Source organism: Sinorhizobium glycinis, from assembly GCF_001651865.1.
GTDB lineage: Bacteria > Pseudomonadota > Alphaproteobacteria > Rhizobiales > Rhizobiaceae > Sinorhizobium > Sinorhizobium glycinis.
Map to the genome: position 1 here is coordinate 743,054 of NZ_LPUX01000064.1, position 26,412 is coordinate 769,465.

The window sequence follows — 26,412 nt, forward strand, 5'->3', positions numbered from 1 at the left end:
TTGCTCCTCGTTACACGGAATCCAGTGGATTTTCGGTGAAGAAAAGTCAAGCGCCCAGTTTTGGGCATATAAAGTTGCGGCTCCGGTGTAATAAAGAGGAGACAAGAAACAAGGGGGCGCGCATGGATCTGGGCGGAAACCTGTACAAGCTCGAAACGCCAAGTGAAGGAGAGAGGTCGGAGGCCGCGCCGAGCGCCTATTACGATCACATCCAGAAGATCAATGATGTCTTCTCCGACCAGATCAAGATGTCGGATCAGAAGGCAGCCTATATCTTCACTTTCATGTTTGCTTTCTTGGTCTCGTCGGAAGAGGGGCGGAACGTGTTTACTTGGCAGCGCTACATGGAAGGGGAGATGCTGCCGATGATATTTTCGGCCGTCATGGCTCTGGCCTCGATATTCTCGCTCCTTGCCGCCATCCTCGTGGTTCTGCCGAGGAAGGGTGCCACCTCCACGACGCTGTTCTGGGGTGCATGGCGCGCCCACCGCAACGAATTCATCGATGCGGCAGGCCGTGGTGATTCGGCCTATCTGTTTCGCCAGTACGTGGACAATGCCGACGTGCTCTCGGCGATCGCCTGCAGCAAATACCGCTTTGTCATTGCCGCTTTCCGCGGCCTGTTGGTGACGGTGCTTGCCTATGTCTGTCTGCTGGCAATCCCCTAGCCGCCTTCGGGGTCGCAATGAGAATCCGTCGTTGCGCCAGCGCGTGGCGGCGCGCCGGTAGCATTACACCGAGTCGCGCACCCGCTCCCAGGCCTTTCTCAGGTGCCGCCCCAGCACCTCCGACAGCCTCGCCTGATCGCGCGCCTCGAGCGCGGCGATCATCTCCTCGTGCTCGGCGACGGCGGCGGCCCATTTTTCCGGGCCTTCGTGGCCGATGAAGCGAATGCGCTTCAGGCGCGTCTGCAAGATCCCGTGCATGTCGGCCAGCGCCGCATTGCCGGAAAGCTGGGCGATCGCCGTGTGGATCTGCTGGTTGAGCTTGTAATATTGCAGCCGGTCGCCCGCCTTGTAGCGGCTAACCATCTCGTCGTGCAGCGCCCGTACTTCGGCTACGCCCGCATCGCTTGCCGTTTCGCAGGCGAGCCGGCCGGCGAGTTCCTCGAGCGACCGCAGCACCGTCAACATATCCTGGACGTCCTTGGCACTGAAGCGCTTGACGACGGCGCCGCGGCTCGGAACGAGCTCGACGAGGCCTTCGCTCGCCAGATACTTGATCGCCTCGCGAAGCGGCGTGCGCGACACGCCGAGCTGCTCGCCGAGCTGTCCTTCGTGCAGGCGGGTGCCGGGCGGAAGGTCGCCCTCGATGATCATGTCGCGCAAGTGGGTGACCAGCGTATCGTGCAGCGCGGTGCGCCGGATCGGCCCCGGGCCGCCCTCGGGCCGCCGTTCCAGAGATGTGATTTCGTTCATTTTTCCGTTCTGCGCTCAGACCGGTGACCGGTCTTAAGTTCCCTCGACCGCTCGATTGAATCAGCGGTGTCTCATTCAAGCATGGAGACAGCCTTCTCCATCGTCAACAAAAAATGCTGCATACAGAATACAAAAGACTTGATGCAAAATTTTGAATAACATATGACATCGATCAACGCAGAGGATGGAGGACATCTCACGATGACGAATGGTGCGGCCGAAGCGAAGAGTGGGCGTCCTGTCATCGCCCTTGCCATGGGCGACCCGGCCGGGATCAGTCCGGAACTGACGGCGCGGCTGCTGGCGCTTGTGGATGTCCGCGAAGCGGCGCACATCATTGCCGTCGGGGACCGCCGCATTCTCGACGAGGGTGCGAAGGTTGCCGGCGTCGAGCTCGATCTCGATGCAGCGTCGCTCGATGCCCTCGACAAGGCCGGCACGTCGCGTCACGTCTTCGTCGATCTCAAGCATCTCGATCCGGCCGACGTGGTGCGCGGCGAGGCGACGCTTGCCGGCGGCTCTTTCGCGACTCGCAATTTCCGAGTGGCGCTGGAACTGGCGCATGCCGGCAAGGCCGATGCGGTCTGCTTCACGCCCTTCAACAAGAAGGCGATGCGCTTTGCCTATCCGGGCTACGACGACGAGATCCGCTTCGTCGCCGATGTGCTGTCCTTCACCGGCAAGGTCCGCGAGTTCAATGTTCTCGATAAAGTATGGAACGCCCGCGTCACGTCGCACATTCCGCTGTCGGAAGTGGCGCGGAGCCTTTCGGTGGAAGGGATCGTCGCAGAACTCGAACTGACCCGGGTCTGCCTTAGGAATGCCGGCCATGACGAGGCGCGGATCGCCGTCGCGGGGCTCAATCCGCATGCCGGCGACGGCGGCAGCTTCGGCATGGAAGAGATCGACATCATCGAGCCCGCCGTCGAGAAGGCGAAGGCGCTCGGCTTCAACGTGGAAGGACCGTTCCCGGCCGACACGGTCTTCGTCCGGGCGCTGAAGGAAGGCTTCCACGCGGTGCTGACGATGTATCACGACCAGGGCCAGATCGCCATGAAGCTGATGGGCTTCGACAAGGGCGTGACGATGATGGGCGGCCTGCCTTTCCCGCTCTGCACGCCGGCGCATGGCACGGCCTATGACATTGCCGGCAAGGGCATTGCCGATGTCGGCGCCAGCCGCGAAGCGATGCTGCTTGCGGCCCGCATGGCGAAGAAAAACCGCGGCCTCTCGGCGGCCGCCTGAATTCGCACGCTTTCAAGCCATACCGGCGTCAGGGGAGGTCTTGCGCCGGAATCAACTCAACGGGAGGACAAAACATGAAGAAATCCGTCTCCATCGCATGCATCATGGCCGCCGCCTTCGGCGTTGCCGTACCGGCCGCGGCCTTCGAACCGAACCGTCCGGTGGAATTCGTCGTGACTGCAGGCCCCGGCGGCGGCACGGACATTTTCGCGCGCACCATCCAGGCGATCATCGCCAAATACGAACTCATGAAGACGCCGGTCGTCGTCACCAACAAGGGCAGCGCCGGCGGCGCGGAAGGCTTCGTCTACACGGCCGGCTACGAGGGCGATGCCCACAAGCTCGCCTTCGGCACCAACAATGCCTACCTGCTGCCGGTTCGCGCCAAGGTGCCCTACAAGGCCGAAGACCTGACGCCGGTCGCTGCCCTCGCATCCGACGAATTCATCCTTTGGGTCAACGGCAAGGCTGACTATACGACCGCCGCGGACTTCGTCGCCAAGGCGAAGGAAGGTGGCTTGAAGGTCGGCGGCAGCCAGTCGAAGGACGTCGACCAGATCCTCACCTCGATGATCAACGACGCGACAGGCGCCAAGATCAGCTACATCCCGTTCAAGAGCGGCGGCGAGGCGGCCGTTCAGCTTGCCGGCGAGCATATCGACGCCAATGTCAACAATCCGAGCGAGAATGTCGGCCAGTGGCAGGCCGGCATGGTGAAGCCGCTCTGCGTCTTCAAGAGCGTAAAGCTTTCGAGCGAGGCCAAGGTCGCCGGCGACCAGGGCTGGAGCGACATCCCGACCTGCAAGGAAGCTGGCATTCCGATCGACAACTACTCCATGCCGCGCACCGTCTGGCTGCCGGGCGGCGTCGAGCCGGATGTCGTCCAGTTCTATGCGGACGTGCTGCGCAAGGTTTCGGAAACCCCGGAATGGGCGAAATATCTCGCCGACACCTCGCAGTCGCCCGTCTATCTGAGCGGTGACGAGCTCAAATCCGCCGTCGAAGTGGACGGCGACTCGGTCAGCGAAGTGCTGAAGCGCGAAGGCTGGCTCGCCAACTAAGGCTCCAGGCGGGCGCTTGGATGCCGGGCGGGTGCTGGAGCGGACATGCTCCCTATCTCGCTTTGGCGCCCGCCACCGCTTTCGAAAGGTTACGATCATGAGTGAGAACAGTGCGAATGGGGTTTCCCGCTTCGCGGTCGAGCTTGGCGTCGCGGCGCTGACCGGCGCCTTCGGCGCCGCCGTCTGCCACGGCTCGCTCGATATCGGTGCCGGCTGGACCGAGATGGGGCCGGATGCGGGCTATTTCCCTTTTTATATCGGCCTTCTCATCGTCTTCGGCAGCCTCGTCAACATCGCCCAGGCGTTCCTCAAGCATCGCGGCACGGGAGAGATCTTCATCGACGCCGGTCGTGCCAAGGTGGTCGCCTCCTTCCTGCTGCCGCTCGTCGCCTTCGGCGCTATCGCCGCCTGGCTCGGGCTCTATGTCGGGACGGCGCTCTATATCGCCGCGACGATGGTCTTCCAGGGGCGCTACAAATGGTGGATCGCGTTGCCGGCCGGGCTCGGCGTTTCGGCCGCCTTCTTCCTCATTTTCGAGATCGGCTTCCAGGTTCCGCTGCTGAAAGGACCGGTCGAGGCCTGGTTCGGGATCTACTGACCCGGCCGAATGCATTGCCTGCGGGAGGAATGACATGGAAAATATCGGTCTTCTGATCGACGGTTTCGGCCACATCCTCAGCTGGAACCACATTATGTTGATGATGGTGGGCGTGACGCTCGGCATCCTCGTCGGCGTGCTGCCCGGCCTCGGAGCACCGAACGGCGTGTCGCTGCTCCTGCCGCTGACCTTTTCGATGGATCCGATCTCGGCGATCATCCTCTTGTCCTGCATGTATTGGGGGGCGCTCTTCGGCGGCTCGACGACGTCGATCCTCTTCAACATTCCGGGCGAACCGTCCTCCGTCGCCACCACCTTCGACGGCTATCCGATGGCCAAGGCCGGCCAGGCGAGCCGGGCGCTGACGCTTGCCTTCGTCTCGGCCGGCCTCGGGGCGCTCGCCGGCGTCGTGATGATCACACTGCTTTCCGGCTGGGTTGCGAATTTCGCGCTCAAATTCTCCTCGCCCGAATATTTCGCCGTCTATTTCCTGGCTTTTGCGAGCTTCATCTCGATGGGGGCGCAATCCCCCTTCAAGACGCTCGTATCGATGATGCTCGGCTTCGCGCTGGCCTCGATCGGCATGGACACGATCTCCGGCAATCTCAGGCTGACCTTCGACATTCCCGAACTCATCAAGGGCGTGAGCTTCCTGATCGCCGTCATGGGCCTCTTCGGCATCGGCGAACTGCTGCTGACGACGGAGGAGGGCCTGCGCTTCGAGGGCATCAAGGCGCGCGTCAAGCTCGCCGAGATCGGCCGCACGCTGATCGAGATCCCGCGTTACTGGCTGACGATCGCCCGCTCGACGATCATCGGCATCTGGATGGGCATCACGCCGGCCGGACCGACGGCCGCCTCCTTCATGAGCTATGGCGTCGCCCGCCGCTCGGCGCGCGACAAGTCGCTATTCGGCAAGGGCGATCCGCGCGGCGTCGTGGCGCCGGAAACCGCCGACCATTCGGCCGGCACCTCGGCCCTGCTGCCGATGCTGGCACTCGGCGTTCCGGGTTCGGCGACCGCCGCGGTGATGATGGGCGGCCTGATGATCTGGGGGCTGACCCCCGGTCCGATGCTCTTCGCCGACCGGCCGGATTTCGTCTGGGGCCTGATCGCCTCGATGTATCTCGGCAATGTCGTCGCCGTCTTCCTGGTGATCGCGACCGTGCCGCTCTACGCCTCGATCCTGCGCGTGCCCTTCTCGATCATCGGGCCGATCATCGTCGCGGTGATCTTTTCGGGCGCCTACCAGGTGGTGAATTCCGTCTCGGACATTTTCCTGGTGATCGGCTTCGGCCTGCTCGGCTACGTCTTCAAGAAGCTCGACTATCCGCTGGCGCCGCTGGTCCTTGCCATGGTGCTCGGCGACAAGGCGGAGGACGCCTTCCGCCAGTCGATGCTGATGTCTGGCGGCAGCCTCGACATCTTCTGGTCGAACGCGCTGGTTGCCGGCCTGATGACGCTCGGCCTGGTGCTGCTTCTTTCGCCGCTTGCCTTTTGGCTGATCGGCACCCTGCGCAAGCGCCGCGACGACGTCGCTCCGCATGGCGACGGAAACGCGGCAGTCTGAACCGGCCGCCGCCGAAACACCCGACTTAATTTCCCAAATCTCGAGGAGTCCGCCATGGCGCCACGCAAATGGAACCGTGACAACTGGCCGATCGCGGCCGCGATGATCCAGTATCCGAACCTGTTGCCGGACGGCCGATCCGTGCAGGACCAGTCGGCGGAGGAGTGGGCCGCAACGCTTGGCGATGTGGTGGACGCCGGCTTTACCGAGCTCGACCCGACCGACAGCTGGATCCGGCTTGCCGACCTTTCCCGCGATCGGCTGGAGGAATTTGTCGCGTTGACCCGATCCGTCGGCCTCACCATTCCGGCGATCTCCACCGCGCGGCGCAGCCTGATCGATCCCGAGCATGGCGAGGAATATCTCGCCTATGGGCACCGGGTCATCGAGACTGCCGCGGCTGTCGGCGCCGGCTCGGTGTCCTTCGGCTTCTTCGGTCCGCTGACGGAGGCGCAGAAGAAGGTGCTGTGGTTCTGGACGGTCGACGGGCTGAAGAACCCGGACGACGCGGCGACCTGGAATACAGCGATCTCAAGGGTTCGCGAGCTTGGCCGTCATGCGGAAGAGCTCGGCGTCGAGGTGTCGCTGGAAATGTACGAGGACACCTATCTCGGCACGGCCGACAGCTCGGTGCGCTTCGTCGAGGAGGTAGGGCTCGAAAATGTCGGCATCAACGCCGATATCGGCAATCTCATCCGCCTGCATCGCCCGGTCGAACACTGGCAGGAGATGATGGCAAAGGTTGCGCCCTTTGCTAAATATTGGCACGTCAAGAACTACAACCGCACGGAGGATGCGGCCTCGGGGCTCATCGTCACCCATCCGGCCCCGCTCGAATTCGGCGTCATCAACTATCGTGCGGCGATCCGCATGGCCCTGGCGCACGGATTTCAGAGCCCCTTCCTCTGCGAGCATTACGGCGGCGACGGCCTTTCGGTCAGCGCCGCCAATCGCGATTATCTGAGGCGCATCCTGCCTCGCGAAGAGGGACTTTGAAGCGATGACGACGATCTTTGACGCTCCGGAAGATTTTGCCACCACCGCGCTTGCCGGTTTCGCAGCGATCTATGCCCGCAATGTCCGCCTGGTGAAGGGCGGCGTGGTGCGCTCCACCAAGGTGCCGCAGGGCAAGGTGGCCGTGGTCATCGGCGGCGGCTCCGGCCACTATCCGGCTTTTGCCGGCTATGTCGGTCCGGGTCTTGCCGATGCGGCTGTTGCCGGCGACGTCTTCGCCTCGCCATCGACCGCCGCCGTCGCACGCGTCTGCCGCCATGCGGACCAGGGCAGCGGCGTGCTGCTCGGCTTCGGTAACTATGCGGGCGACGTATTGAACTTCGGGGTCGCGGCCGAGCGGCTGCGCGCCGAAGGCATCGACGTGCGCGTCGTGCCGGTCACCGACGACGTGGCCAGCGCTTCGGTCGAAACGCCGGCCAAGCGCCGCGGCATCGCCGGCGATCTCGTCGTCTTCAAGATCGCCGGTGCCGCCGCCGAGGCGGGCAAATCACTCGACGAGGTCGAACGGCTCGCGCGCCTTGCCAATGACCGGACGGTATCGTTCGGCGTCGCTTTCGGCGGCTGCACCCTGCCGGGTGCCGCCGGGCCGTTGTTCACCGTCGACAGGGGGCAGATGGCGCTTGGTCTCGGCATTCACGGCGAGCCCGGCATCAGCGAAGAGAAAATCTCGACCGCAAGCGACCTCGCAAGGCTGTTGACCGGCAAGCTCATCGCCGAGCGGCCTTCTGGTGTCAGGAAGGTTGCGGCGGTCCTGAACGGCCTCGGTTCGACCAAGTACGAAGAGCTGTTCGTTCTCTGGACGGCGGTCGCCAGGGAACTGGCGGACGCAGGCCTCGAAATCGTCGATCCCGAGTGCGGCGAGTTCGTCACCAGCCTCGACATGCAGGGCTGCTCGCTGACCATCCTCTGGCTCGACGACGAGCTGGAAGCGTTGTGGCGCGCGCCCGCAGATGCGCCGGTCTTGCGCAAGGGCGCGATCATCGCCGCAGAGCCCGCGACGGATGAGATCGTCGATGCCGAAGGGCCGCAAAGCTTCCCTGCCGCCTCGGAAACCTCGCAGCAGAGCGGCAAATGCATCGCGCGGCTGATCGGCAATATCGCCGACGTGCTGAAGGAGGCGGAAGCGGAGCTCGGCCGCATTGACGCCATCGCCGGTGACGGCGACCACGGCCAGGGCATGCGCCGCGGCTCGGCTGCCGCGCTCGAGGCGGCGAGGACGGCCGTTGCGGCAGGCGCGGGGGCGGCGAGCGTACTTGCCGCCGCGGGTGATGCCTGGGCGGATCGTGCCGGCGGCACGTCGGGAGCGATCTGGGGTCTGGCGCTGCGCTCCTGGAGCAACGCCTTCAGCGACGAGGAGAGGGTGAGCGAGGCGGCGATCGTCAAGGGCGCGCGCCTTGCGCTCGATGGAGTGACCCGGCTCGGCCGCGCCCGCGTCGGCGACAAGACGCTCGTCGATGCGCTAGTGCCGTTCGTCGAGACGCTCGAGAGCGAGGCGGCTTCGGGCAAGTCCGTCGTCGCAGCCTGGCGCGTGGCAGCCACATCCGCGCGAGATGCCGCGGAAGCGACTGCCAGTCTGACCCCGAAACTCGGCCGGGCGCGGCCGCTTGCGGAGAAGAGCATCGGCCATCCGGACGCGGGGGCGGTCTCGCTGGCGCTGGTGGCAAGGGTGGCGGGGGATTTTCTGAAGGTGTGAAGGACGCTTGAGAAGACCCCTCCCCAACCCCTCCCCACAGGGGGGAGGGGCTCACATTGCCGCACCGTCTCCGCCTCCATCTCAACCTTGCCCCCGATGCGACGGTTGGGAATGGCGGGCGGTTGAAGCGGACGAGTGCCGCGGGGAAGCCCCTCCCACCTGTGGGGAGGGGTTGGGGAGGGGCCTTGTGCGGCGGGCAAGTTTCGGCGCTGTGGTCCCCCGTACCGGACCAGGAACTCCTCCCCCATCAGCTGTCCCGGAAATCGTCCAGAAGGCTGCCCGATGGAATTCTTAACCCACGCGCTTTGCCGCCGACCAGATGAAGCTGCGGTTAGAGGCTAACTTCAATCACGATCCAACGTCAGCTTGACCCGCACCGTCTGCCCGGCCGTAAGCCTTTCCGCCCGCCGTACATTTGCCTTGACCGGCAGGAGAAACGAATCCGATGCCCTGTCCGGGAAGATCGACGTGGTCCATTCGGTCCCGCCCGACTTGACGGTCACGGCCTCGCTGCGCCAGCCGCGGGCTTTCGGCTCGGCCAGGAAGCGGATTTGTCGGGCGATGTCTCGCGGCAGGGTGACGAAATGCCAGCCGCCTTTTCCCGGATAGAGCCAAAGCTCCGCATCGAATTCGAACGCTGCCACTTTTCGTTCTCGACTATTGCCGCTGCGACTTCACATAATCGATATAGCCGCGCACATCGGCGGCGGGTTCGGTGTAGGCGTCGCCGAGCGTCTCTTCCATCGTCGCCATATAGGTCTTCGCCCAGTCCGGCAGGGGATAATCGATCGCCGCCAGGAATTCGAGTGTTGCGGCCAGCCTAATGTCGGCGATCGACGGTCCGTCACCTCCGATGAACGGCCTGTCGCCCATATAGAAGACGCGGAAGACCTCGAGCGGTTCGGCGAGCGCCTCCGCGGCGGCCCCACGCGCCCGTTCCTTGGTTTCGGCATCCGCGTCGCTGAAGCCGACTTCGCCCGGATATTGCGGGAAATTGAGAGCCGGGTAGGTGGCACGAGCAAGATAGGGATAGAAGGTGCCGATCAGGTAGAACATGGCGCTGTCGATCATCGCGCGCGCTTCGGGGTCTTTCGGATAGAACTGATCGAGTCCGTGCTTGTTGCAGAGATATTGCATGATCGCGCAGCTTTCCCAGAGCGCGCCCTTGGGCAGTTCCGCCGTTTCGATCATTGGCGTCAGGTGCGACGGTGCCCGCGCCAGATATTCGGCGGACCGGGTCTGTCCGTAGACGTCATGTTCGGCGAAATCGAGCTTTGCCGCCCTTAAGAATACGCGCACCGTCATGTTGTTGACGCTGGGCTTGATCACGTTGAGCTTCATCGAGACCATCTGCCTTCCTCCCTCTGTTTCCCTAAACTTCGTCGAGCATTGCCGCGATCATGACGATCCGTATGGGTCCTTTGGTGCCCGGTCAGCTGACAGCGTCGGCCGCGCGCTCTCGACCAGCGCTTCGATGGCGTCGGCGAGATGCACTTCGGCGATGGCGTAGTCGCCGCGTGCCAGCCTGATATTGTGCGCCTCCATCAGCACCTCGGCATGGCTGTGGCCGGCCGGCGGCTCGAAGCGATAGGAGGCAAGCTCGATCAGGAGCCCGAGCGGGTCCTCGAAATAGATCGAGTCCATGAAGCCGCGGTCCTTGACGCCGCTGTGCCGGATGTTGCGCTCGTCGAGGCGCTCGACCGCCTGCTGGAACGTCGCGCGCGAAACGGCGAAGGCGATGTGATGGACGCAGCCGATATCCGTCGACGTCCGCTTCGGGTCGGGCTTGCGGTTCTCGTCGGTGAAGACGGTGATGAGCCGCCCGTCGCCGGGATCGAAATAGAGATGGCTTTCCGACGCCCTGTCGAGGTTCGGCTGTTCGAAGATGAAGGGCATGCCGAGAATGCCTTCCCAGAAGTCGATCGAAGTCTGCCGGTCGGCGCCGACCAGCGTGATGTGATGGACCCCCTGCGATTGAAGCTTCCGCATTGCCGTCCTCCCGATTCTTTTTCTGTCGGCGGAATACCGCTCCGCACTCATCCCGTTTCTTCTCAATCGCGGGATGCGAGCGGAAAACCGCTTCGCACTTTTCCTCATCCCGCTTGATGCTGCACCAGTTTCGACTTGTATTCGCTGCGTTGTAGCGTTCCCCAGGGCACGATTTCGACCCGGGTGGAAACGACAAGCAGGTCGCGGATGCGTTTCTGGATCTTTTCGGCGAGTTCCGCTGTGCCTTCCTTGTCTCTGGCTAGTTCCACCAATACCGGCAAGGGAGGCTCCTGCCTCGCGCCCGCCGCCTTGGGCGTTATCAGGATGACGCCGCTGACGGCCGGCGCAAAGTCGTTCACCACGTCGCGGATAGCCGAGGGGAAGACGTTCACGCCACGGACGATCAACAGGTCGTCCGTCCGGCCGATGCAACGCACCCGCGGCGCTGTCCGGCCGCACCGGCAGGCCGATGTCCAGATCTCCACATGGTCCCGCGTGCGGAACCGCAGCATCGGCGCCGCCTGATGGCGAAGATGGGTGAGCACCAGCTCGCCTCGCGCTCCATCCTCGAGGGCGATCGGCGCTTCGGTATCGGGATCGATCAGCTCGGCATGGACGAAGCCGCGGGCGCCGAGATGCATGCCGCATTGTTCCTCGCACTCGCCCCACAGCGACACACCGATATCGCCGATGCCCATGGCCTCCGTGACCTTGGCGCCCCACGCCTCCTCGAGGCGCGCCCGCATTTTCGCTTCGCCGCCACCCGGTTCGCCGGCCACAAGCAGCCGGCGGACACTGGAGGCTTTGAGGTCGAAACCGCGGTCGGTGGCCCATTCGCCGAGATAGGCGGCGTAGGACGGCGTCATCACCACCGCCGACGGCATTAACAGCCGGATGGCGGCCATCAGGCGTTCAGTGTTTCCCGTGCCGACCGGAATATGGCACATGCCCAGCCGGTCGAAGGCGCCGAGTGCTGCGCCGGCGACGAAAGGCCCGGCATTGTAGGTCGAAACGATCGCCTCGCCGCGCGCTATCCCCGAGGCCGAATAGCTCCGCGCCGATGTCGTCACCCAATTGTCGAGATCCTGTGTCGTCAGCGGAATGTAGCTCGGCGTTCCGGTCGTTCCGCTCGTGGAGTAGATGCGGACAATCCGGTCCCTCGGTGCGGCGACATGCGTGCCCATCGGCTCCGCCTCGGTGCAGCTCGCCCGGATCTCGTTCTTCTCCGTCAGGGGAAGATCGGCGATCGCATCGAGGCCGCCGACCTTTTCCGCGGTGTCGAAGCCTGCATCCAGGAGCTTGTCTCGATAGAAGCGCGAATGCGCCAACAGGTATTCGATCTGTTTCCGGTAGAGCGTATCATCCAACCGGATCTGGTCGCGCCAGGGAAGCGTCTCGACATCGGGCTCGAACATGATCAGCCGCCGCCCTCGTCGTTCTGGTAGGTGACAGCCGCCTCGGCATGCGCCGCCAAGGTGAAGCCGATTGGGTTCTGCTGCTCCTCCGCCAGATGGGCGAGCAGGCCGCCGGCACGGGCCAGCAAAGGCACCGCCTTGATCATCGCAACGGGAAAGTCGAGATCGAGCAGCACCGCAGCGATCGGCATCGAAACGTTCATGACAAGGGGCTTTCCCCAAACTTCGGCAGCCGCGTCGCGGAGGTCTCGCGCCATGCGCACATGCGGTCCGCCGACGCCGCGCGCGTCCGCGAGCTCGAGAATGCGTTCGGCGCGGGGATCGGTCGGGCGATGCACCGGATGTCCGAAGCCCGGCAGCTTGCCGCCTGCCTTGCGGATGTCCCGCAGCATGTCGACGGCGACCGCCTTCGCGTCCTCGCCGGCCGCGACGTGGGCCTGCGCCTCGGCCAGGAGCTTGCCGCACCGTTCCGACGTTCCGACCAGCACGGGACCGCAGCCGAGAAGTCCCGCAGCGAGAGCGCCCTGCAGCGAGTCAGGCTCGGCCGCAAGCGTCATTCGGGCTGCCTGGACCGTCGGCATCATGCCGTGCTCGGCGATGGCGATGAGCAGCAGGTCGAGAAAATAGCGCTGGTTGTCCGTAGGCTCCCGGCCGGTCAGCAGCAGGTAGAAATATTCCGTAAAGCTCAGCCGGCCCATGAGGTCGCGGCAGAGATCGCGGCCGCGCACCTCGACGCTCTCCGCACTTGCCTGGCAAATGCGGGTGATCGCCTCATGAGGTTTGCCGATATGCATGCGGTTCCCTCTGGCGGTGGTTTGCGGACGCGGTTGTCCGTGGGCGCGCCACAGCGATGATAGTAGTTCAAAAAGAGCCGAGGTAAAGCGGCGCACGGTTACAGGACCGGCGCGTCAGAACGACGGCTCGTCTCGCGAGCCGTCGTCGAAATGTCTCTTTGCGATTAGTCTTCAGACGTTGCGCCGCTTGCCTTCGATCAGGTCGAGCACGGCGCGCGCCGCGTCGAGCACATGCGTGCCGGGCCCGAAGATGGCGGAGACGCCGTTCTCCATCAAATATTGGTAGTCCTGCCGCGGTATGACGCCGCCGCAGACGACGATGATGTCTTCGCCGCCGCGCCTTTTCAGCGCTTCGGCGAGTTGCGGCATCAAGGTCTTGTGGCCGGCGGCGAGTGAGGAGACGCCGATGACGGTCACCTCTTCGGCAAGCGCCAGCTCGGCTGCCTCGTCCGGCGTCTGGAACAAGGGCCCGGCGACGACGTCGAAGCCGATGTCGCCGAAGGCCGAGGCGATCACCTTGGCGCCGCGGTCGTGGCCGTCCTGGCCGAGCTTGGCAACCATGATCTTCGGCTTGTGGCCGAGCCGCTTGGTAGCTTCGTCGAGGCGCCCGGCGAGCACGCCCAATTCCGGGTCGCCCTCATAGGCCTTGCCGTAAATGTCGGTAACGACTTCCGGGACAGCGGTGTAATCGCCGAAGGCCTGCCGCATCGCGTCGGAGATCTCGCCGACAGTGGCGCGCGTCCGCGCAGCCTCGACCGCGGCGGCGAGCAGATTTCCCTTACTGCTTCGCGCCACTTCGGCAAGCGCGTCCAGCGATTCCTTCAGCTTCCGTGAATCCCGGCGGCGCTTCGTTTCCTCGATCCGCTTGATCTGCGCCGTGCGCACCGCGGCGTTGTCGATCTGCAGGATGTCGAGCGGTTCCTCGTTCTCGAGCCGGTATTTGTTGACCCCGACAATGACCTCGTCGCCCCGGTCGACCGCCGCCTGGCGCCGCGTCGCCGCCTCCTCGATCAGCCGCTTCGGCAGGCCGGCATTCACCGCCTTGGTCATGCCGCCGAGTGCCTCGACCTCCTCGATCAGCGCCCAGGCCCTCTCGGCAAGTTCGTTCGTCAGGCTTTCGACATAATAGGAGCCGGCCAGCGGATCGACGACCTTGGTGACACCGGTCTCGTGCTGCAGGATCAGCTGCGTGTTGCGGGCGATGCGGGCGGAAAACTCGGTCGGCAGCGCGATCGCCTCGTCGAAGGAATTGGTGTGCAGCGATTGGGTGCCGCCGAGTACGGCCGACATCGCCTCGAAGGCGGTGCGGATGATGTTGTTGTAGGGGTCCTGCTCGGCGAGCGACACGCCGGACGTCTGGCAGTGGGTCCTGAGCATCAGCGAGGATGTCTTCTTCGGCTCGAACTCCTTCATGATCCGCGTCCACAAGAGCCGCGCGGCGCGCAGCTTCGCCGCCTCCATGAAGAAGTTCATGCCGATCGCGAAGAAGAAGGAGAGCCGTCCGGCGAAGTCGTCGACATTCAGCCCCTTGGCAAGCGCGGCGCGCACATATTCGCGGCCGTCGGCGAGCGTGAAGGCAAGCTCCTGGACCAGCGTCGCGCCGGCCTCCTGCATGTGGTAGCCGGAGATCGAGATCGAGTTGAACTTCGGCATCTCCTTCGCCGTGTATTCGATGATGTCGGCGACGATCCGCATCGACGGTTCCGGCGGGTAGATATAGGTGTTGCGGACCATGAACTCCTTGAGGATGTCGTTCTGGATAGTCCCGGAGAGTTTTTCGCGGGAGACGCCCTGTTCCTCGCCGGCGACGATGAAGGAGGCGAGGATCGGGATCACCGCGCCGTTCATCGTCATCGACACGGAGATTTTCTCGAGCGGGATGCCGTCGAACAGGATCTTCATGTCCTCGACGGAGTCGATCGCCACCCCCGCCTTGCCGACATCGCCCTCGACGCGCGGATGGTCGCTGTCATAGCCGCGGTGGGTGGCGAGGTCGAAGGCGACCGAGACGCCCTGCTGGCCGGCGGCAAGGTTCCTGCGGTAGAAGGCGTTCGATGCTTCCGCGGTCGAGAAGCCGGCATACTGCCGTATCGTCCAAGGGCGGCCTGCATACATGGTGGCACGCGGGCCGCGGACGAAGGGCTCGACGCCGGGGAGCGAGTCGAGATGGCCGATGCCTTCAAGGTCGCCTTGCTTGTAGAGCGGCTTGACCTCGATGCCTTCCGGCGTGTGCCAGGTGAGGCTTTCCGGGGAGGCCTTCAGCTCCTTCTCGGCGAGGGCTTCCCAGTCTTTGATGGTCTTTGTCTCGGTCATCGCATTGCTCCATCGAAGCCCAGTTGCGTCTGGTGCGGGCGAAACCCCTCCCCAACCCCTCCCCACAAGGGGGAGGGGCTACCGCGCCGCGCCCTCCGCACACTGTCTTTGCTGCAATTACGCCTGGAACGGTAGAACGGAGCAAGGCGGTGCCGCCGCAGAGCCCCTCCCCCTTGTGGGGAGGGGTTGGGGAGGGGATTGCGCCGCTGGCTCAACATGGCCGTCGTTCTCAGCAACATCACTCAAACTCCATGATCAGCTCGTCAACCGCGAGGCTCGCGCCGGCGGCGATCGCCACCCGCTTCACGGTCGCGCGCCGTTCCGCCCGCAGGATGTTTTCCATCTTCATCGCCTCCACGATGGCGAGCGACTGGCCCGCCTCGACCGTGTCGCCAGCCTTGACGGCAATCGAGGTCACGACGCCGGGCATCGGGCAGAGCAGCATCTTCGACGTGTCGGGCGGCAGCTTCTTCGGCATCAGCCGGGCAAGCTCGGCGACCCGCGGGCTTCTCACCCGGGCAAGGACATCGATGCCGCGCCAGCGCAGCCGGATCGCGGTGCCGACGAGGTCGACCTTCACGGCCATCGGGTGATTGTCGATGTTGAAGGTGGCAAGCGTACGGCCAGGTACCCAATCGCTGGCGACCGAAATGGCTTTCTCTTCGCCGAAGCGCACATAGGCGCCATCGGCCGAGGCGCCCGAAGCCACCTGGAATTCGCGCTCGGCAAGGCTCGCCACCCACTCATGACCGATGACCCGGCGATGGTTGCCGATCGTTCCGGAAACCTGGCTGGCGCGCTCCTGCAGCGCCTGGTTGATGGTGACGGCGACGGCCGCGAGTTTCATCGCCGATGCCTCGTCCGGGGCGACGCCCTGGAACCCGTCGGCGAATTCCTCGGCGATATAGGCAGTCGTCAGCCGTCCCTCGCGAAACCGGCCCTGCTGCATGACGGCTGAGAGGAACGGCAGATTGTGGCCGATACCCTCGACCTCGAAAGCATCGAGCGCCTCCGCCATCGCCTCGACCGCCTTCGCGCGATCCGGGCCCCAGGCGCAGAGCTTGGCGATCATCGGGTCGTAGTACATCGAGATCTCGCCGCCCTCGAAGACGCCGGTATCGTTGCGGATGACCGTGCCATCGTCCTGCCGGCCTTCTTGCGAAGGCCGGTAGCGCGTCAGCCGGCCGATCGAAGGCAGGAAGTTGCGATAGGGATCTTCCGCATAGAGCCGGCTCTCGATCGCCCAGCCTTCGAGCTTCACGTCCTGCTGGCGGAAGGCAAGTTTCTCGCCGGCCGCGATGCGGATCATCTGCTCGACGAGGTCGAGCCCGGTGATCATCTCGGTCACCGGATGTTCGACCTGCAGGCGCGTGTTCATCTCGAGGAAATAGAAGTTGCGGTCGGCATCGACGATGAACTCGACCGTGCCGGCCGAATGGTAGCCGACGGCCTTGGCGAGTGCGACCGCCTGCTCGCCCATGGCGCGGCGCGTCATCTCGTCGAGGAAGGGCGAGGGCGCCTCCTCGATGACCTTCTGGTTGCGGCGCTGGATCGAGCATTCGCGCTCGCCGAGATAGAGCGTGTTGCCGTGCTGGTCGCCGAGCACCTGAATCTCGATATGGCGCGGTTCGGTCACGAATTTCTCGATGAAGATGCGGTCGTCGCCAAACGAGCTCTTCGCCTCGTTCTTCGACGACTGGAAGCCCTCGCGCGCCTCGCGCTCGTTCCAGGCGATCCGCATGCCCTTGCCGCCGCCGCCGGCCGAGGCCTTGATCATAACCGGAAAGCCGATTGACGAGGCAATCCGCACCGCCTCGTCCGCATCCTCGATCAGCCCCATATGGCCGGGCACGGTGGAAACGCCGGCCTTGGCCGCAAGCTTCTTGGAGGTGATCTTGTCGCCCATCGCCTCGATCGCCTTGAAGGGCGGGCCGATGAAGGTGACGCCCTCCTTCTCCAGCGCCTCGGCGAAGGCGGCATTTTCGGAGAGAAAGCCGTAGCCGGGATGGACCGCATCGGCCCCGGTCCTGCGGATCGCATCGAGGATCTTGTCGATGACGATATAGGACTGGCTCGAGGGCGAGGGGCCGATAGGGACGGCCTCATCCGCCAGGCGCACATGCATGGCGTCGCGGTCAGCGTCGGAATAGACGGCGACGGTGGCAATGCCGAGCTTTTTGGCGGTGCGGATGACGCGGCAGGCGATTTCGCCCCGATTGGCGATGAGGATCTTCTTGAACATGCGTTTCTCTTTCAATTCTCTCTGTCGCGTCATCGCCTGAATTTTCGCAAAATGGGCAGCAAGCCGATTGCGGCGCCCGCGGCCGCGCCGATAAGGACGAAAGGGGCAAGCACCGTAGCCGCGGCAAGCAACGGGTCGGTCGAGCGTGCGACCAGCGTGCCGATGGAGGCGATGTCGAGCATCATCAGCACGCCGGCGGCAATCGCCCCGGCGATCGTGCCCGCGAGGGCACTCGTCGCCACATGCCGCAGCATCCGCCGGTGATCGCGGCCAGCGGCTTCAGGCATCAACCCGGGTCTCGGTTCCGGCCTCATGGCTCTCCATCAAAGCGGGATCGTGTCGTGCTTTCGCCAGCGGGTCTCCACCTGCTTGTTACGGAGCGAGGCGAAGGCGCGGGCGACGCGGCGGCGCGAGGAGTGCGGCATGATCACCTCGTCGATGAAGCCGCGCTCGGCGGCAACGAAAGGATTGGCGAAGCGTTCCTCGTACTCCTGGGTGCGGGCGGCGATCTTCTCCGGGTCGCCGAGTTCGGAGCGATAGAGGATCTCGGTCGCGCCCTTGGCGCCCATCACGGCGATCTCGGCGGTCGGCCAGGCATAGTTGACGTCGGCGCCGATGTGCTTCGAGGCCATGACGTCATAGGCGCCGCCATAGGCCTTGCGGGTGATCAGCGTCACCATTGGCACGGTTGCCTGGCTGTAGGCGAAGAGCAGCTTGGCGCCGTGCTTGATGACGCCGCCATATTCCTGGGCGGTGCCGGGCAGGAAGCCGGGCACGTCGACGAGCGTCAAGATCGGGATCGAGAAGGCGTCGCAGAAGCGTACGAAGCGGGCGGCCTTGCGCGAACTGTCGATGTCGAGGCAGCCGGCGAGCACCATCGGCTGGTTGGCGACGACGCCGACCGTCTGGCCCTCGAGGCGGATGAAGCCGGTGATGATGTTGCGGGCGAAATCCGCCTGCAGCTCGAAGAAGTCGCCCTCGTCGGCCACCGCGAGGATCAACTCCTTCATGTCGTAGGGTTTGGTGGCGCTCTCGGGAATGAGGCTGTCGAGGCGCATCTCGATGCGTGCCGGATCGTCATGGAAGGGCCGGACCGGCGGCTTCTCGCGATTGTTCAGCGGCAGGAAATCGAAGAGCAGGCGCACCTGTTCGAGCGCCTCGATGTCGTTCTCGTAGGCGCCGTCGGCGACCGAGGATTTGCTCGTATGGGTCCGCGCGCCCCCAAGCTCTTCCGCCGTGACGATCTCGTTCGTCACCGTCTTCACGACGTCCGGCCCGGTCACGAACATGTAGGATGAGTCGCGCACCATGAAGATGAAGTCGGTCATCGCCGGCGAATAGACGGCACCGCCGGCGCAAGGCCCCATGATCACCGAGATCTGCGGGATGACGCCGGAGACCTCGGCGTTGCGGCGGAAGACCTCGGCATAGCCGGCGAGCGAGGCGACCCCCTCCTGGATGCGGGCGCCGCCGCTGTCGTTGAGGCCGATCACCGGCGCGCCGTTGCGGGCCGCCATGTCCATGATCTTGCAGATCTTCTGGGCATGCGTCTCGGAGAGCGAGCCGCCGAGTACGGTGAAATCCTGGGAAAAGACGTAGACCTGCCGGCCGTTGATCGTGCCCCAGCCGGTGACGACGCCGTCGCCGGCGATCTTCTCACCGGCCATGCCGAAGTCGACGCAACGATGCGTCACATACATGTCGTATTCTTCGAATGAGCCCTCGTCGAGCAGCACGTCGATGCGCTCGCGTGCCGTCAGCTTGCCCTTTCCGTGCTGCGCAGCGACGCGGCGCTCGCCGCCGCCGGCCCTGGCCTCAGCCCGGCGGGCCTCGACCTGTTCAAGTATGGCGCGCATCGGTCTCCTCCCATTTTTTGCTGATTGTGCAGAGGCTTCTTCACCTTCGCAATAGCGCCGAAGGCCAGCTTTCAAAACCTTCGATCATGTGCAAATGTAGAATATAGAACATTGTAAACCGCAAATTGCAAAGTTGCGAACATGGCGATCGGCAAGCTCTATATCGGCCGGAAGGTCAGGGAACTGCGGGAAGCAAACCGGGCGACACAGGGGCAGTTCGCCGAGCGCATCGGTATCTCGACAAGCTACCTGAACCAGATCGAAAACAACCAGCGGCCGGTCTCGGCGGCGGTGCTCTTGGCGCTCGCGGAGAAGTTCCAGATCGACATTGCCGAACTCTCCTCGGGCGAGGGCGACAGGCTGCTCTCGGCCCTGTCGGAGGCACTCAGCGATCCGCTCTTCGAGACCTATGCGCCGAGTCTCCAGGAACTCAAGCTCATTACCCAGAACGCGCCGGGACTGGCGCACGCATTGATCAAGTGCCACCAGGCCTATCGCCGCAACAGCGAACAGCTCGCCAGCATAGACGACACGATCGGCCGCGACGCTTCCTTCGTCGAGACGACGCCTTATGAGGAAGTGCGCGACTTTTTCCACTTCGTCGACAATTACATCCACGAGATCGACAGGCTGGCCGAGCGGTTGGCGGGCGAACTTGGCCTCGGAGAGGGCGACCACCACGCCGCACTTGCCGGCCATCTCGAACAGCGGCACGGCGTTCGCGTCGTGCGGGGTGCGGCCGGCGACGAGGCGATCCGGCGCTTCGATCCGCGCGCCCGCATCCTGACCTTGAACCCTTACGCGCCGGCGCCGACGCGCGACTTCCAGCTGGCTCTCCAGATCGCCCAGCTTCACGCCCGCGAGGAGATCGACCAGGTCGCCGGGAGCGCCGGCTTCCGTACCGAGGAAGCCTATGAGATCTGTCGCATCGGCCTGCAGAACTATTTCGCCGGCGCGCTCATCCTGCCCTATCAGGCTTTTCTCAAGGCGGCGCGCGAGTTGCGCCACGATATCGAACTTATCGCGGCGCGCTTCGGCGCCTCGCTGGAGCAGGTCTGCCACCGGCTGTCGACCCTGCAGCGGCCGGGGCAGAAGGGCATACCGATCTTCTTCGCGCGTATCGACCGGGCCGGCAACATCACCAAGCGTCACAGCGCCGCCAAGCTGCAGTTCGCCCGCTTCGGCGCCGCCTGCCCGCTCTGGAACGTCCACCAGGCCTTCGAGGCGCCGGGCCGGATCATCCGCCAGCTCGCCGAGACGCCGGACGGCGTGCGCTATCTCTGTCTCGCCACGCAGATCACCAAGGGCGGCGGCGGCTACCGTGCCGCCCATCCGCGCTACGCGCTGGCGCTCGGCTGCGAGATCTCCTACGCCGACGCCTTCGTCTATGCGGACGACATGGACCTCGGCAACCGCGCCGCCTTCGATCCGATCGGCATTTCCTGCCGCATCTGCGAGCGTACCAAATGCGCCAGCCGCGCCATGCCGCCGCTGAAGCGTAAGCTGATTGTCGATCATGACATGCGTGCCGCTCTGCCGTATCGTCTGAGTGAGAGCTGAGCCGCCTCCTGTCGCGGGCCTGTTCGTTTTTGAACAGATACTGTGAGAATTTGCGTCTGTGCCTGTTCGAGATTTGGTGTAACTACAGCGCCACATCATAAATATGCGGGTCAGGGAGGACATGCATATGGATTTTCGCCTGTCGGAGGAGCAGGAAGCCATCCGCACGATGGCGCTCGATTTTGCGCGGGACGAGCTTGCGCCCCATGCCGTCGACTGGGACCAGCAGAAGCATTTTCCGGTGGAGACGCTGCGCGCCGCCGCCGCCCTCGGCATGGCGGGCATCTATGTCCGCGACGACGTCGGCGGCACAGGGCTTACCCGTCTCGACGCCGCGATGATCATCGAGGCGCTGGCGACCGGCTGCCCGTCGATCGCTTCCTTCGTGTCGATCCACAACATGTGCGCCGGCATGATCGACCGCTACGGCACGGACGAGCAGCGCCAGCGGTTGCTGCCGCCGCTGCTCATCATGGAGACGCTGGCGAGCTACTGCTTGACCGAGCCCGGCTCCGGCTCGGACGCGGCGGCGCTGAAGACCAAGGCGGTGCGTGACGGCGACGCCTATCTCCTGACCGGCCAGAAGCAGTTCATCTCAGGCGCCGGCGAATCCGGTCTCTACGTCGTCATGGCGCGCACCGGCGAGGAGGGGCCGAAGGGCATTTCCGCCTTCGTCGTCGAGATGGATGCGCCTGGGCTCACCTTCGGGGCCAACGAGAAGAAGATGGGCTGGCACGCCCAGCCGACGCGCGCGGTGATGCTCGACAATGTCCGCGTGCCGGCGGAGAACCGGCTGGGGGCAGAGGGCGAAGGCTTCAGGATCGCCATGGCCGGCCTCGATGGCGGCCGGCTGAACATCGCCGCCGCCTCGCTCGGCGGCGCGCAGGCCGCCTTCGACAAGGCGCTCGCCTATGTCCAGGAACGCCGTGCCTTCGGAAAAGCAATCGGCGAATTCCAGGCGCTGCAGTTCCGGCTTGCCGACATGGCGACCGATCTGGAGATCGCCCGCACCTTCCTTTGGCGGGCCGCCGCGGCGCTCGATGCCGCGGATCCGGAGGCCACCAAGCTCTGCGCCATGGCCAAGCGTTTCGTCACGGACCGCTGCTTTGCCGTCGCCAACGACGCGCTGCAATTGCATGGCGGCTACGGCTATCTCGCCGATTACGGCGTCGAGAAGATTGTCAGGGACCTGAGGGTGCACCAGATACTCGAAGGCACCAACGAGATCATGCGGCTGATCGTGTCGCGCGCGATCATAGGACGGAAATAGGAAGGACGCTTCATGGAGATGCAGACCGTTCAACCGGAAGTCGTCGTCGAACGCAACGGCGCGATCGGCAGGCTCCGGCTCAACCGGCCGCGCGCGCTGAACAGCCTCAATCTGGCGATGATCCGGGCGATCGACGCGGCGCTCACCGAGTTCGAACGCAATCCGGCGATCGCCGCCGTGCTCGTCACCGGCGAAGGCGAGCGTGGCCTTTGCGCTGGCGGCGACATCCGCATGATTTACGAGAGCGGCCGCGAGCGCCCGCATGAAGGGGCGCAGTTCTGGCGCGAGGAGTTCATCGTCAACAGCCGCATTGACGCTTTTGGCAAGCCCTATATCGCCATCATGGACGGCATCGTCATGGGCGGCGGGGTCGGGATTTCCTCGCATGGCAGCCACCGCATCGTCACCGAGAAAACCCGGTTCGCCATGCCGGAAACGGGGATCGGCTATTTCACCGATGTCGGGGCGACCTGGCTCCTGCCGCGGGCGCCCGGCGAGTTCGGCACCTATCTCGGCCTCACCGGCCGCGACGTCGGTGCCGCGGCGGCAATCTACGCGCGGCTTGCCGACAGCTTCGTCCCGTCCGAGAAGCTCGACGGGCTGATCGCCTCGCTTGTCGAGCTCCCGCCGTCGGCCACCGGCAAGGATGTTTCGGCCGCGATCCGGGCGGTCGCGGCTGAGGCGCCGGCCTCGGCGCTGCTCGACCACGTCGCGCTCATCGACCGCTGCTTCGCCTTCGATACGGTCGAGGAAATCCTTGCGGCGCTGGAAGAGGACGGGTCCGACTTCGCCCGCGAGACGCTCGCCCTGTTGAAGACCCGGTCGGCGATCAGCCTGAAGCTGACCCTTTCGCTGCTGAGAGCCGGACGCCGCAGCGCGACGCTGAACGACTGCCTGGAGCGGGAGTATGCCGGCTGCGTCGCCATGCTCTCCAACCCGGACTTTTACGAGGGCGTTCGCGCCGCGGTGATCGACAAGGACCGCAATCCCAAATGGTCGGTCGGGCTCGAGGAGGTCACGCCGCAGATGCTCGCGCGCTTCAAGCGCTACGAAGGTTCGCCGCTTTTTGCCGGCGGCTGAGGACGATCGCGCGGCGGAAAGCGCCTGGACCAAAGATGTGAGTTGAGGAGGAGAGGCAAGATGACGAAGATCGCCTTTATCGGACTTGGCAATATGGGCGGCCCGATGGCCGCCAATCTGGTGAAGGCGGGACACGCGGTCACCGGCTTCGACCTGTCGGAGGCCTCGCGCAATGCGGCGGCGAAGACGGGCGTTTCGATAGCCGGATCGATCTCCCAGGCGGTGCGCGAAACCGAATGCGTCATCACCATGCTGCCGGCGGGTTCGCACGTCATCTATGTCTGGGACGAGTTGCTCGGTTTCGTCGACCCGGGGACGCTCGTCATCGACAGTTCGACGATCGATGTCGAAAGCGCCCGCAAGGTCCACGGCTTCGCCGACAAGGCCGGCTGCCTCTCGCTCGACGCGCCCGTTTCCGGCGGCACGGCCGGTGCGGCCGCCGGGACGCTGACCTTCATGGTCGGCGGCAGCGACGGCGCTTTTTCCCGCGGCAAGCACCTGCTGGACGCTATGGGCAAGAAGATCGTCCATTGCGGTGATGCCGGTGCCGGGCAGGCCGCCAAGATCTGCAACAACATGATCCTCGGCGTCTCGATGGTGGCGGTCTGCGAAGCCTTCGTGCTCGCCGAGCGGCTGGGCCTGTCGCACCAGGCGCTCTTCGACGTGGCGTCCACCTCGTCCGGGCAATGCTGGTCGCTCACCTCCTATTGCCCGGTGCCGGGCCCCGTCCCGGCCTCGCCGGCCAACAACGACTATAAGCCCGGGTTCATGGCGAGCCTCATGCTGAAAGACCTGATGCTGGCGCAGCAGGCCGCAAGCGCAAGCGGTGCGACGACGCCGATGGGCGCGCAGGCGGCGCAGCTCTACAGCCTGTTCGAGAAGCTCGGCCATGGGGCTGAGGATTTTTCCGGACTGATCCGCATGCTGCGGGGGGAGGCGGTGAGGGCGGGGTAGGATGGCTACTTAGGCCGCGACGCTCAAAACCCCCTCTGGCCTGCCGGCCATCTCCCCCACAAGGGGGGAGAATATATGCGGCGTGCGCCGTGCCCCATTGAAGGATTCCGCCTGTGTCAGCCTCTCCGTTGGATTGAGCGGATCGCCGCGACTCGTCTCCCCCCTTGTGGGGGAGATGGCCGGCAGGCCAGAGGGGTATCCTTCCCAGCGGCGTTGCCGAAAGCTCACATCTGCACGGTCATACCGCCATCCACAGTCAGCGTAATGCCGTTGACGAAGCTTGCTGCCGGCGAGGCGAGGAAGACGGCGGCGGGGGCGATCTCCTCGGGCCGACCCCAGCGTTTCAGCGGAATGCGCACCTCGACAAAGGCCTGGAGCGCCGGGTCGGCGGCGAGATGGGCGTTGGTCTCGGTCGCGAACCAGCCGGGCGCGATTGCGTTGACCGTGAGGTTGTCGGCGCCGAGTTCGACGGCAAGCGAGCGCGTCAGCGCCGAAAGCCCGCCTTTCGCCGCCGTATAGGCTGGATCGCCGGCCCGGGCGGTAAAGGCGGCGATCGACGTCACGAAGATCAACCGGCCGGCGGCGGAACACTTGAGCAGCGGGAGGGCGGCCCTCGCGACGGCATAGGCCGCGGTCAGGTCGGTGTTCAGGAGCTGCGCAAAATCCTCCGGCTCCATCGCCTCGGTACCGCGCCTGTCGCGCTCGCCAACCGCATGAATGAGAATATCGAGCTGACCGGTCTCCTCGGTCGCCTGGGCGAGGATAGCGCCGACATCGCGGGTGATATCGCCCGGCGCGATGCCGATCGCGATGCCGTCGGCGGCGAGCCGCTCGCGCGCCTCTTGTAGGCTATGCCGGTTGCGGCCGTTGATCACCGTCCAGGCGCCGGCCTTCGCCAGCGCTCTGGCCATTTCGAGGCCTAGTCCGCGCCCGCCGCCGGTCACCAGCGCGGTCTTGCCGTTGAGGTCGAACATCGCTTGTCCTCGCTGCTTCAATCATCGAAACGCCGGATGGGGCCGATTTCTCACAAGGGGACATTTGCAGCGAACGGCGCCATGGTTCACATTCTTCAGAACGACGCTGGAAATCCCTTAATAGGTTGGCAAGAAACCAATGCCTGGACACAGTGATGATGTTGTATGTTGCTTTTGCTGGAAACAACTTCCCTTCAGCAAGGCTGTCAAACTCGAAGTTCATTCAACAGAAATGGGAGAGGAGAGGCAAGAGCTGTTCTGTCATGCGGCCTGCCTCTCGAAAGCGGTGTCACCAGCGATACCACTCCATCCCAATCTTCGAGAGTAAGAGTTGGCGAAGCGCCGTTCGCAAGCGCGCAAAGGGAGCACCCCGGGGCGATGCGCCGCCGAGGTGCTTGGTTGCCGCGCTGATCAACTGGAGCTCAGCACGTAGCGACGATTGCCGGCAACAGCCGGCCGCGCGTTCATCGAATAGAGCGCCGTGAACTTCTTGATGTCGGCCGGATCCACCTCGATCGGATCCATCGCCACCATCCAGTCGACGATCTCGCTGCAGGGCGGGGTGGTAAGCGATCCCTCGTAGGCCCAGTATTTAAGCGAAGCGGGCAGGAGACCCTTGGGGTCGACCGCGTCGAGGGCAACCTCCTCGCCTGCCTTCTGCGGGAACTTCGCTGCGAGGCTCGCAAAGGTCGGGTTGGCGGCACCGGGGACAATGAAAACGCCGAGCACGCCGAGCGTGCCGGTTTCGGCATTCTTGTGGACGAAATGCACTTCCATCGGGAAGCCCTTGCCGTCGACCAGATGTTCGCTCGGCGCGTGGAAATGGTATTGCACCAGGTCGTAGGTCTTGTCGCCGCGCTTGAGCGTGCCGCCGGCCGCCTTCACCTGGATCGTATGGCCGTTGTTGAGGATCGTGCCGCCGCTCTTCCAGTCGGTCGCGAGGTCCGGGATGTCGGCCTTGATCGCGCCCGTGATGTCGATCGGCGATTGCTGCGAGCCGGCCGAGCAGGCACTGTTCTCCTTGCTCAAGGTGCCCCAATGCTCCGGGCCCTCTTCGCCTTCATAGCTCCAATGCACGCCTTCGGCGGCGTAAGCCGTCTTGACGCAGAGCGGGCAAGCGGCAAGCAAGGCCAGGCCCCGGAGGAAATCACGCCTTTCCATTCTTATTTCCTTTCGAACAATTCGCGAGCAGATAGCGCTCGCGGGGACGCGATGTTGTGCTTCCAAACCTGTCCATCAACTGTCAGGAATGACGCAGTGCAAAAAGGCTGCGCGAAACGGACATCGCCTGCGGGATTCGGGTGTCCGGGTCAGGAACGGAGAGGTCCGTCCACCCGCGCGTTCACGAGAAGTTCGCCATTTACTT

23 protein-coding genes are annotated in these 26,412 nt (G+C 64.5%); 11 read left to right on the forward strand and 12 right to left on the reverse strand.

Features of this window, described 5'->3' with window-relative positions; translation table 11 throughout:
* Positions 1-122: 122 nt before the first annotated feature.
* Positions 123-668, forward strand: a complete 546-nt coding sequence (locus AU381_RS23225; protein WP_064244057.1) for a Pycsar system effector family protein — start codon at positions 123-125, stop codon at positions 666-668.
* A 63-nt stretch (positions 669-731) separates the two neighbouring features.
* On the opposite strand, the gene AU381_RS23230 is transcribed toward AU381_RS23225, so the two are convergent.
* Positions 732-1,418 carry a GntR family transcriptional regulator gene (locus AU381_RS23230; protein WP_064244058.1) on the reverse strand — a complete coding sequence of 229 codons (687 nt, stop codon included), beginning with the start codon at positions 1,416-1,418 and terminating at the stop codon, positions 732-734.
* 201 nt (positions 1,419-1,619) lie between these two features.
* Here AU381_RS23230 and AU381_RS23235 point away from each other — a divergent pair, with 201 nt between their 5' ends.
* The 6 genes from AU381_RS23235 (at position 1,620) to AU381_RS23260 (ending at position 8,599) form a co-directional block, all read left to right on the forward strand.
* On the forward strand, positions 1,620-2,663 hold the full coding sequence (locus tag AU381_RS23235; RefSeq protein WP_064244216.1) for a 4-hydroxythreonine-4-phosphate dehydrogenase PdxA: 1,044 nt from the start codon (positions 1,620-1,622) through the stop codon (positions 2,661-2,663).
* Between the two features lie 74 nt (positions 2,664-2,737).
* Entirely contained in the window at positions 2,738-3,724 is a 987-nt protein-coding gene (locus AU381_RS23240; RefSeq protein ID WP_064244059.1) for a Bug family tripartite tricarboxylate transporter substrate binding protein, read from the forward strand.
* A gap of 97 nt (positions 3,725-3,821) precedes the next feature.
* Complete coding sequence (locus AU381_RS23245; protein WP_064244060.1) at positions 3,822-4,322, forward strand: tripartite tricarboxylate transporter TctB family protein; 501 nt, start codon at positions 3,822-3,824, stop codon at positions 4,320-4,322.
* Between the two features lie 34 nt (positions 4,323-4,356).
* The gene (locus AU381_RS23250; RefSeq protein ID WP_064244061.1) at positions 4,357-5,892 is read left to right on the forward strand and encodes a tripartite tricarboxylate transporter permease; all 1,536 of its coding nucleotides are present in this window, start codon (positions 4,357-4,359) and stop codon (positions 5,890-5,892) included.
* A 54-nt stretch (positions 5,893-5,946) separates the two neighbouring features.
* Entirely contained in the window at positions 5,947-6,888 is a 942-nt protein-coding gene (locus tag AU381_RS23255) for a sugar phosphate isomerase/epimerase family protein (RefSeq protein WP_064244062.1), read from the forward strand.
* A 4-nt stretch (positions 6,889-6,892) separates the two neighbouring features.
* A complete protein-coding gene (locus tag AU381_RS23260) occupies positions 6,893-8,599 on the forward strand; it encodes a dihydroxyacetone kinase family protein (RefSeq protein WP_064244063.1) in 1,707 nt (568 codons plus the stop codon).
* Between the two features lie 344 nt (positions 8,600-8,943).
* Here AU381_RS23260 and AU381_RS23265 read toward each other — a convergent pair whose 3' ends face one another.
* The 9 genes from AU381_RS23265 to AU381_RS23305 all read right to left on the reverse strand — a co-directional run bounded on the left by AU381_RS23265 (position 8,944) and on the right by AU381_RS23305 (position 19,208).
* On the reverse strand, positions 8,944-9,243 hold the full coding sequence (locus AU381_RS23265; RefSeq protein WP_064244064.1) for a DUF1905 domain-containing protein: 300 nt from the start codon (positions 9,241-9,243) through the stop codon (positions 8,944-8,946).
* A 13-nt stretch (positions 9,244-9,256) separates the two neighbouring features.
* Positions 9,257-9,949, reverse strand: a complete 693-nt coding sequence (locus tag AU381_RS23270; protein WP_064244065.1) for a glutathione S-transferase family protein — start codon at positions 9,947-9,949, stop codon at positions 9,257-9,259.
* 48 nt (positions 9,950-9,997) lie between these two features.
* Entirely contained in the window at positions 9,998-10,588 is a 591-nt protein-coding gene (locus AU381_RS23275) for a VOC family protein (protein WP_064244066.1), read from the reverse strand.
* Between the two features lie 104 nt (positions 10,589-10,692).
* The gene (locus AU381_RS23280) at positions 10,693-12,003 is read right to left on the reverse strand and encodes a phenylacetate--CoA ligase family protein (protein WP_064244067.1); all 1,311 of its coding nucleotides are present in this window, start codon (positions 12,001-12,003) and stop codon (positions 10,693-10,695) included.
* A 2-nt stretch (positions 12,004-12,005) separates the two neighbouring features.
* A complete protein-coding gene (locus tag AU381_RS23285) occupies positions 12,006-12,797 on the reverse strand; it encodes a citryl-CoA lyase (protein ID WP_064244068.1) in 792 nt (263 codons plus the stop codon).
* Between the two features lie 171 nt (positions 12,798-12,968).
* Positions 12,969-15,110: a methylmalonyl-CoA mutase gene (scpA, locus tag AU381_RS23290; protein WP_064244069.1), complete on the reverse strand. Its 2,142-nt coding sequence runs from the start codon at positions 15,108-15,110 to the stop codon at positions 12,969-12,971.
* Between the two features lie 238 nt (positions 15,111-15,348).
* Complete coding sequence (locus tag AU381_RS23295; protein WP_064244070.1) at positions 15,349-17,352, reverse strand: acetyl-CoA carboxylase biotin carboxylase subunit; 2,004 nt, start codon at positions 17,350-17,352, stop codon at positions 15,349-15,351.
* Positions 17,353-17,381: 29 nt separating this feature from the next.
* Positions 17,382-17,639 (reverse strand): hypothetical protein, encoded by a 258-nt coding sequence (locus AU381_RS23300; RefSeq protein WP_244520112.1) that lies wholly within the window; start codon positions 17,637-17,639, stop codon positions 17,382-17,384.
* Between the two features lie 36 nt (positions 17,640-17,675).
* A complete protein-coding gene (locus AU381_RS23305; protein WP_064244072.1) occupies positions 17,676-19,208 on the reverse strand; it encodes an acyl-CoA carboxylase subunit beta in 1,533 nt (510 codons plus the stop codon).
* Positions 19,209-19,349: 141 nt separating this feature from the next.
* Here AU381_RS23305 and AU381_RS23310 point away from each other — a divergent pair, with 141 nt between their 5' ends.
* From AU381_RS23310 to mmsB, 4 genes are all read left to right on the forward strand, one after another.
* Positions 19,350-20,768, forward strand: coding sequence for a helix-turn-helix domain-containing protein (locus tag AU381_RS23310; protein WP_064244073.1), 1,419 nt, complete (start codon positions 19,350-19,352; stop codon positions 20,766-20,768).
* Between the two features lie 127 nt (positions 20,769-20,895).
* Positions 20,896-22,038, forward strand: a complete 1,143-nt coding sequence (locus AU381_RS23315) for an isobutyryl-CoA dehydrogenase (protein ID WP_064244074.1) — start codon at positions 20,896-20,898, stop codon at positions 22,036-22,038.
* 12 nt (positions 22,039-22,050) lie between these two features.
* Positions 22,051-23,118, forward strand: a complete 1,068-nt coding sequence (locus AU381_RS23320) for an enoyl-CoA hydratase/isomerase family protein (protein WP_064244075.1) — start codon at positions 22,051-22,053, stop codon at positions 23,116-23,118.
* Between the two features lie 60 nt (positions 23,119-23,178).
* Complete coding sequence (mmsB, locus tag AU381_RS23325) at positions 23,179-24,072, forward strand: 3-hydroxyisobutyrate dehydrogenase (RefSeq protein ID WP_064244076.1); 894 nt, start codon at positions 23,179-23,181, stop codon at positions 24,070-24,072.
* A 224-nt stretch (positions 24,073-24,296) separates the two neighbouring features.
* Here the strand turns inward: mmsB and AU381_RS23330 are convergent, their stop codons facing one another.
* Together AU381_RS23330 and AU381_RS23335 are read right to left on the reverse strand one after the other, a co-directional pair.
* A complete protein-coding gene (locus AU381_RS23330; protein ID WP_064244077.1) occupies positions 24,297-25,046 on the reverse strand; it encodes an SDR family oxidoreductase in 750 nt (249 codons plus the stop codon).
* 411 nt (positions 25,047-25,457) lie between these two features.
* Complete coding sequence (locus AU381_RS23335) at positions 25,458-26,207, reverse strand: carbonic anhydrase (protein WP_064244078.1); 750 nt, start codon at positions 26,205-26,207, stop codon at positions 25,458-25,460.
* Positions 26,208-26,412 lie beyond the last annotated feature (205 nt).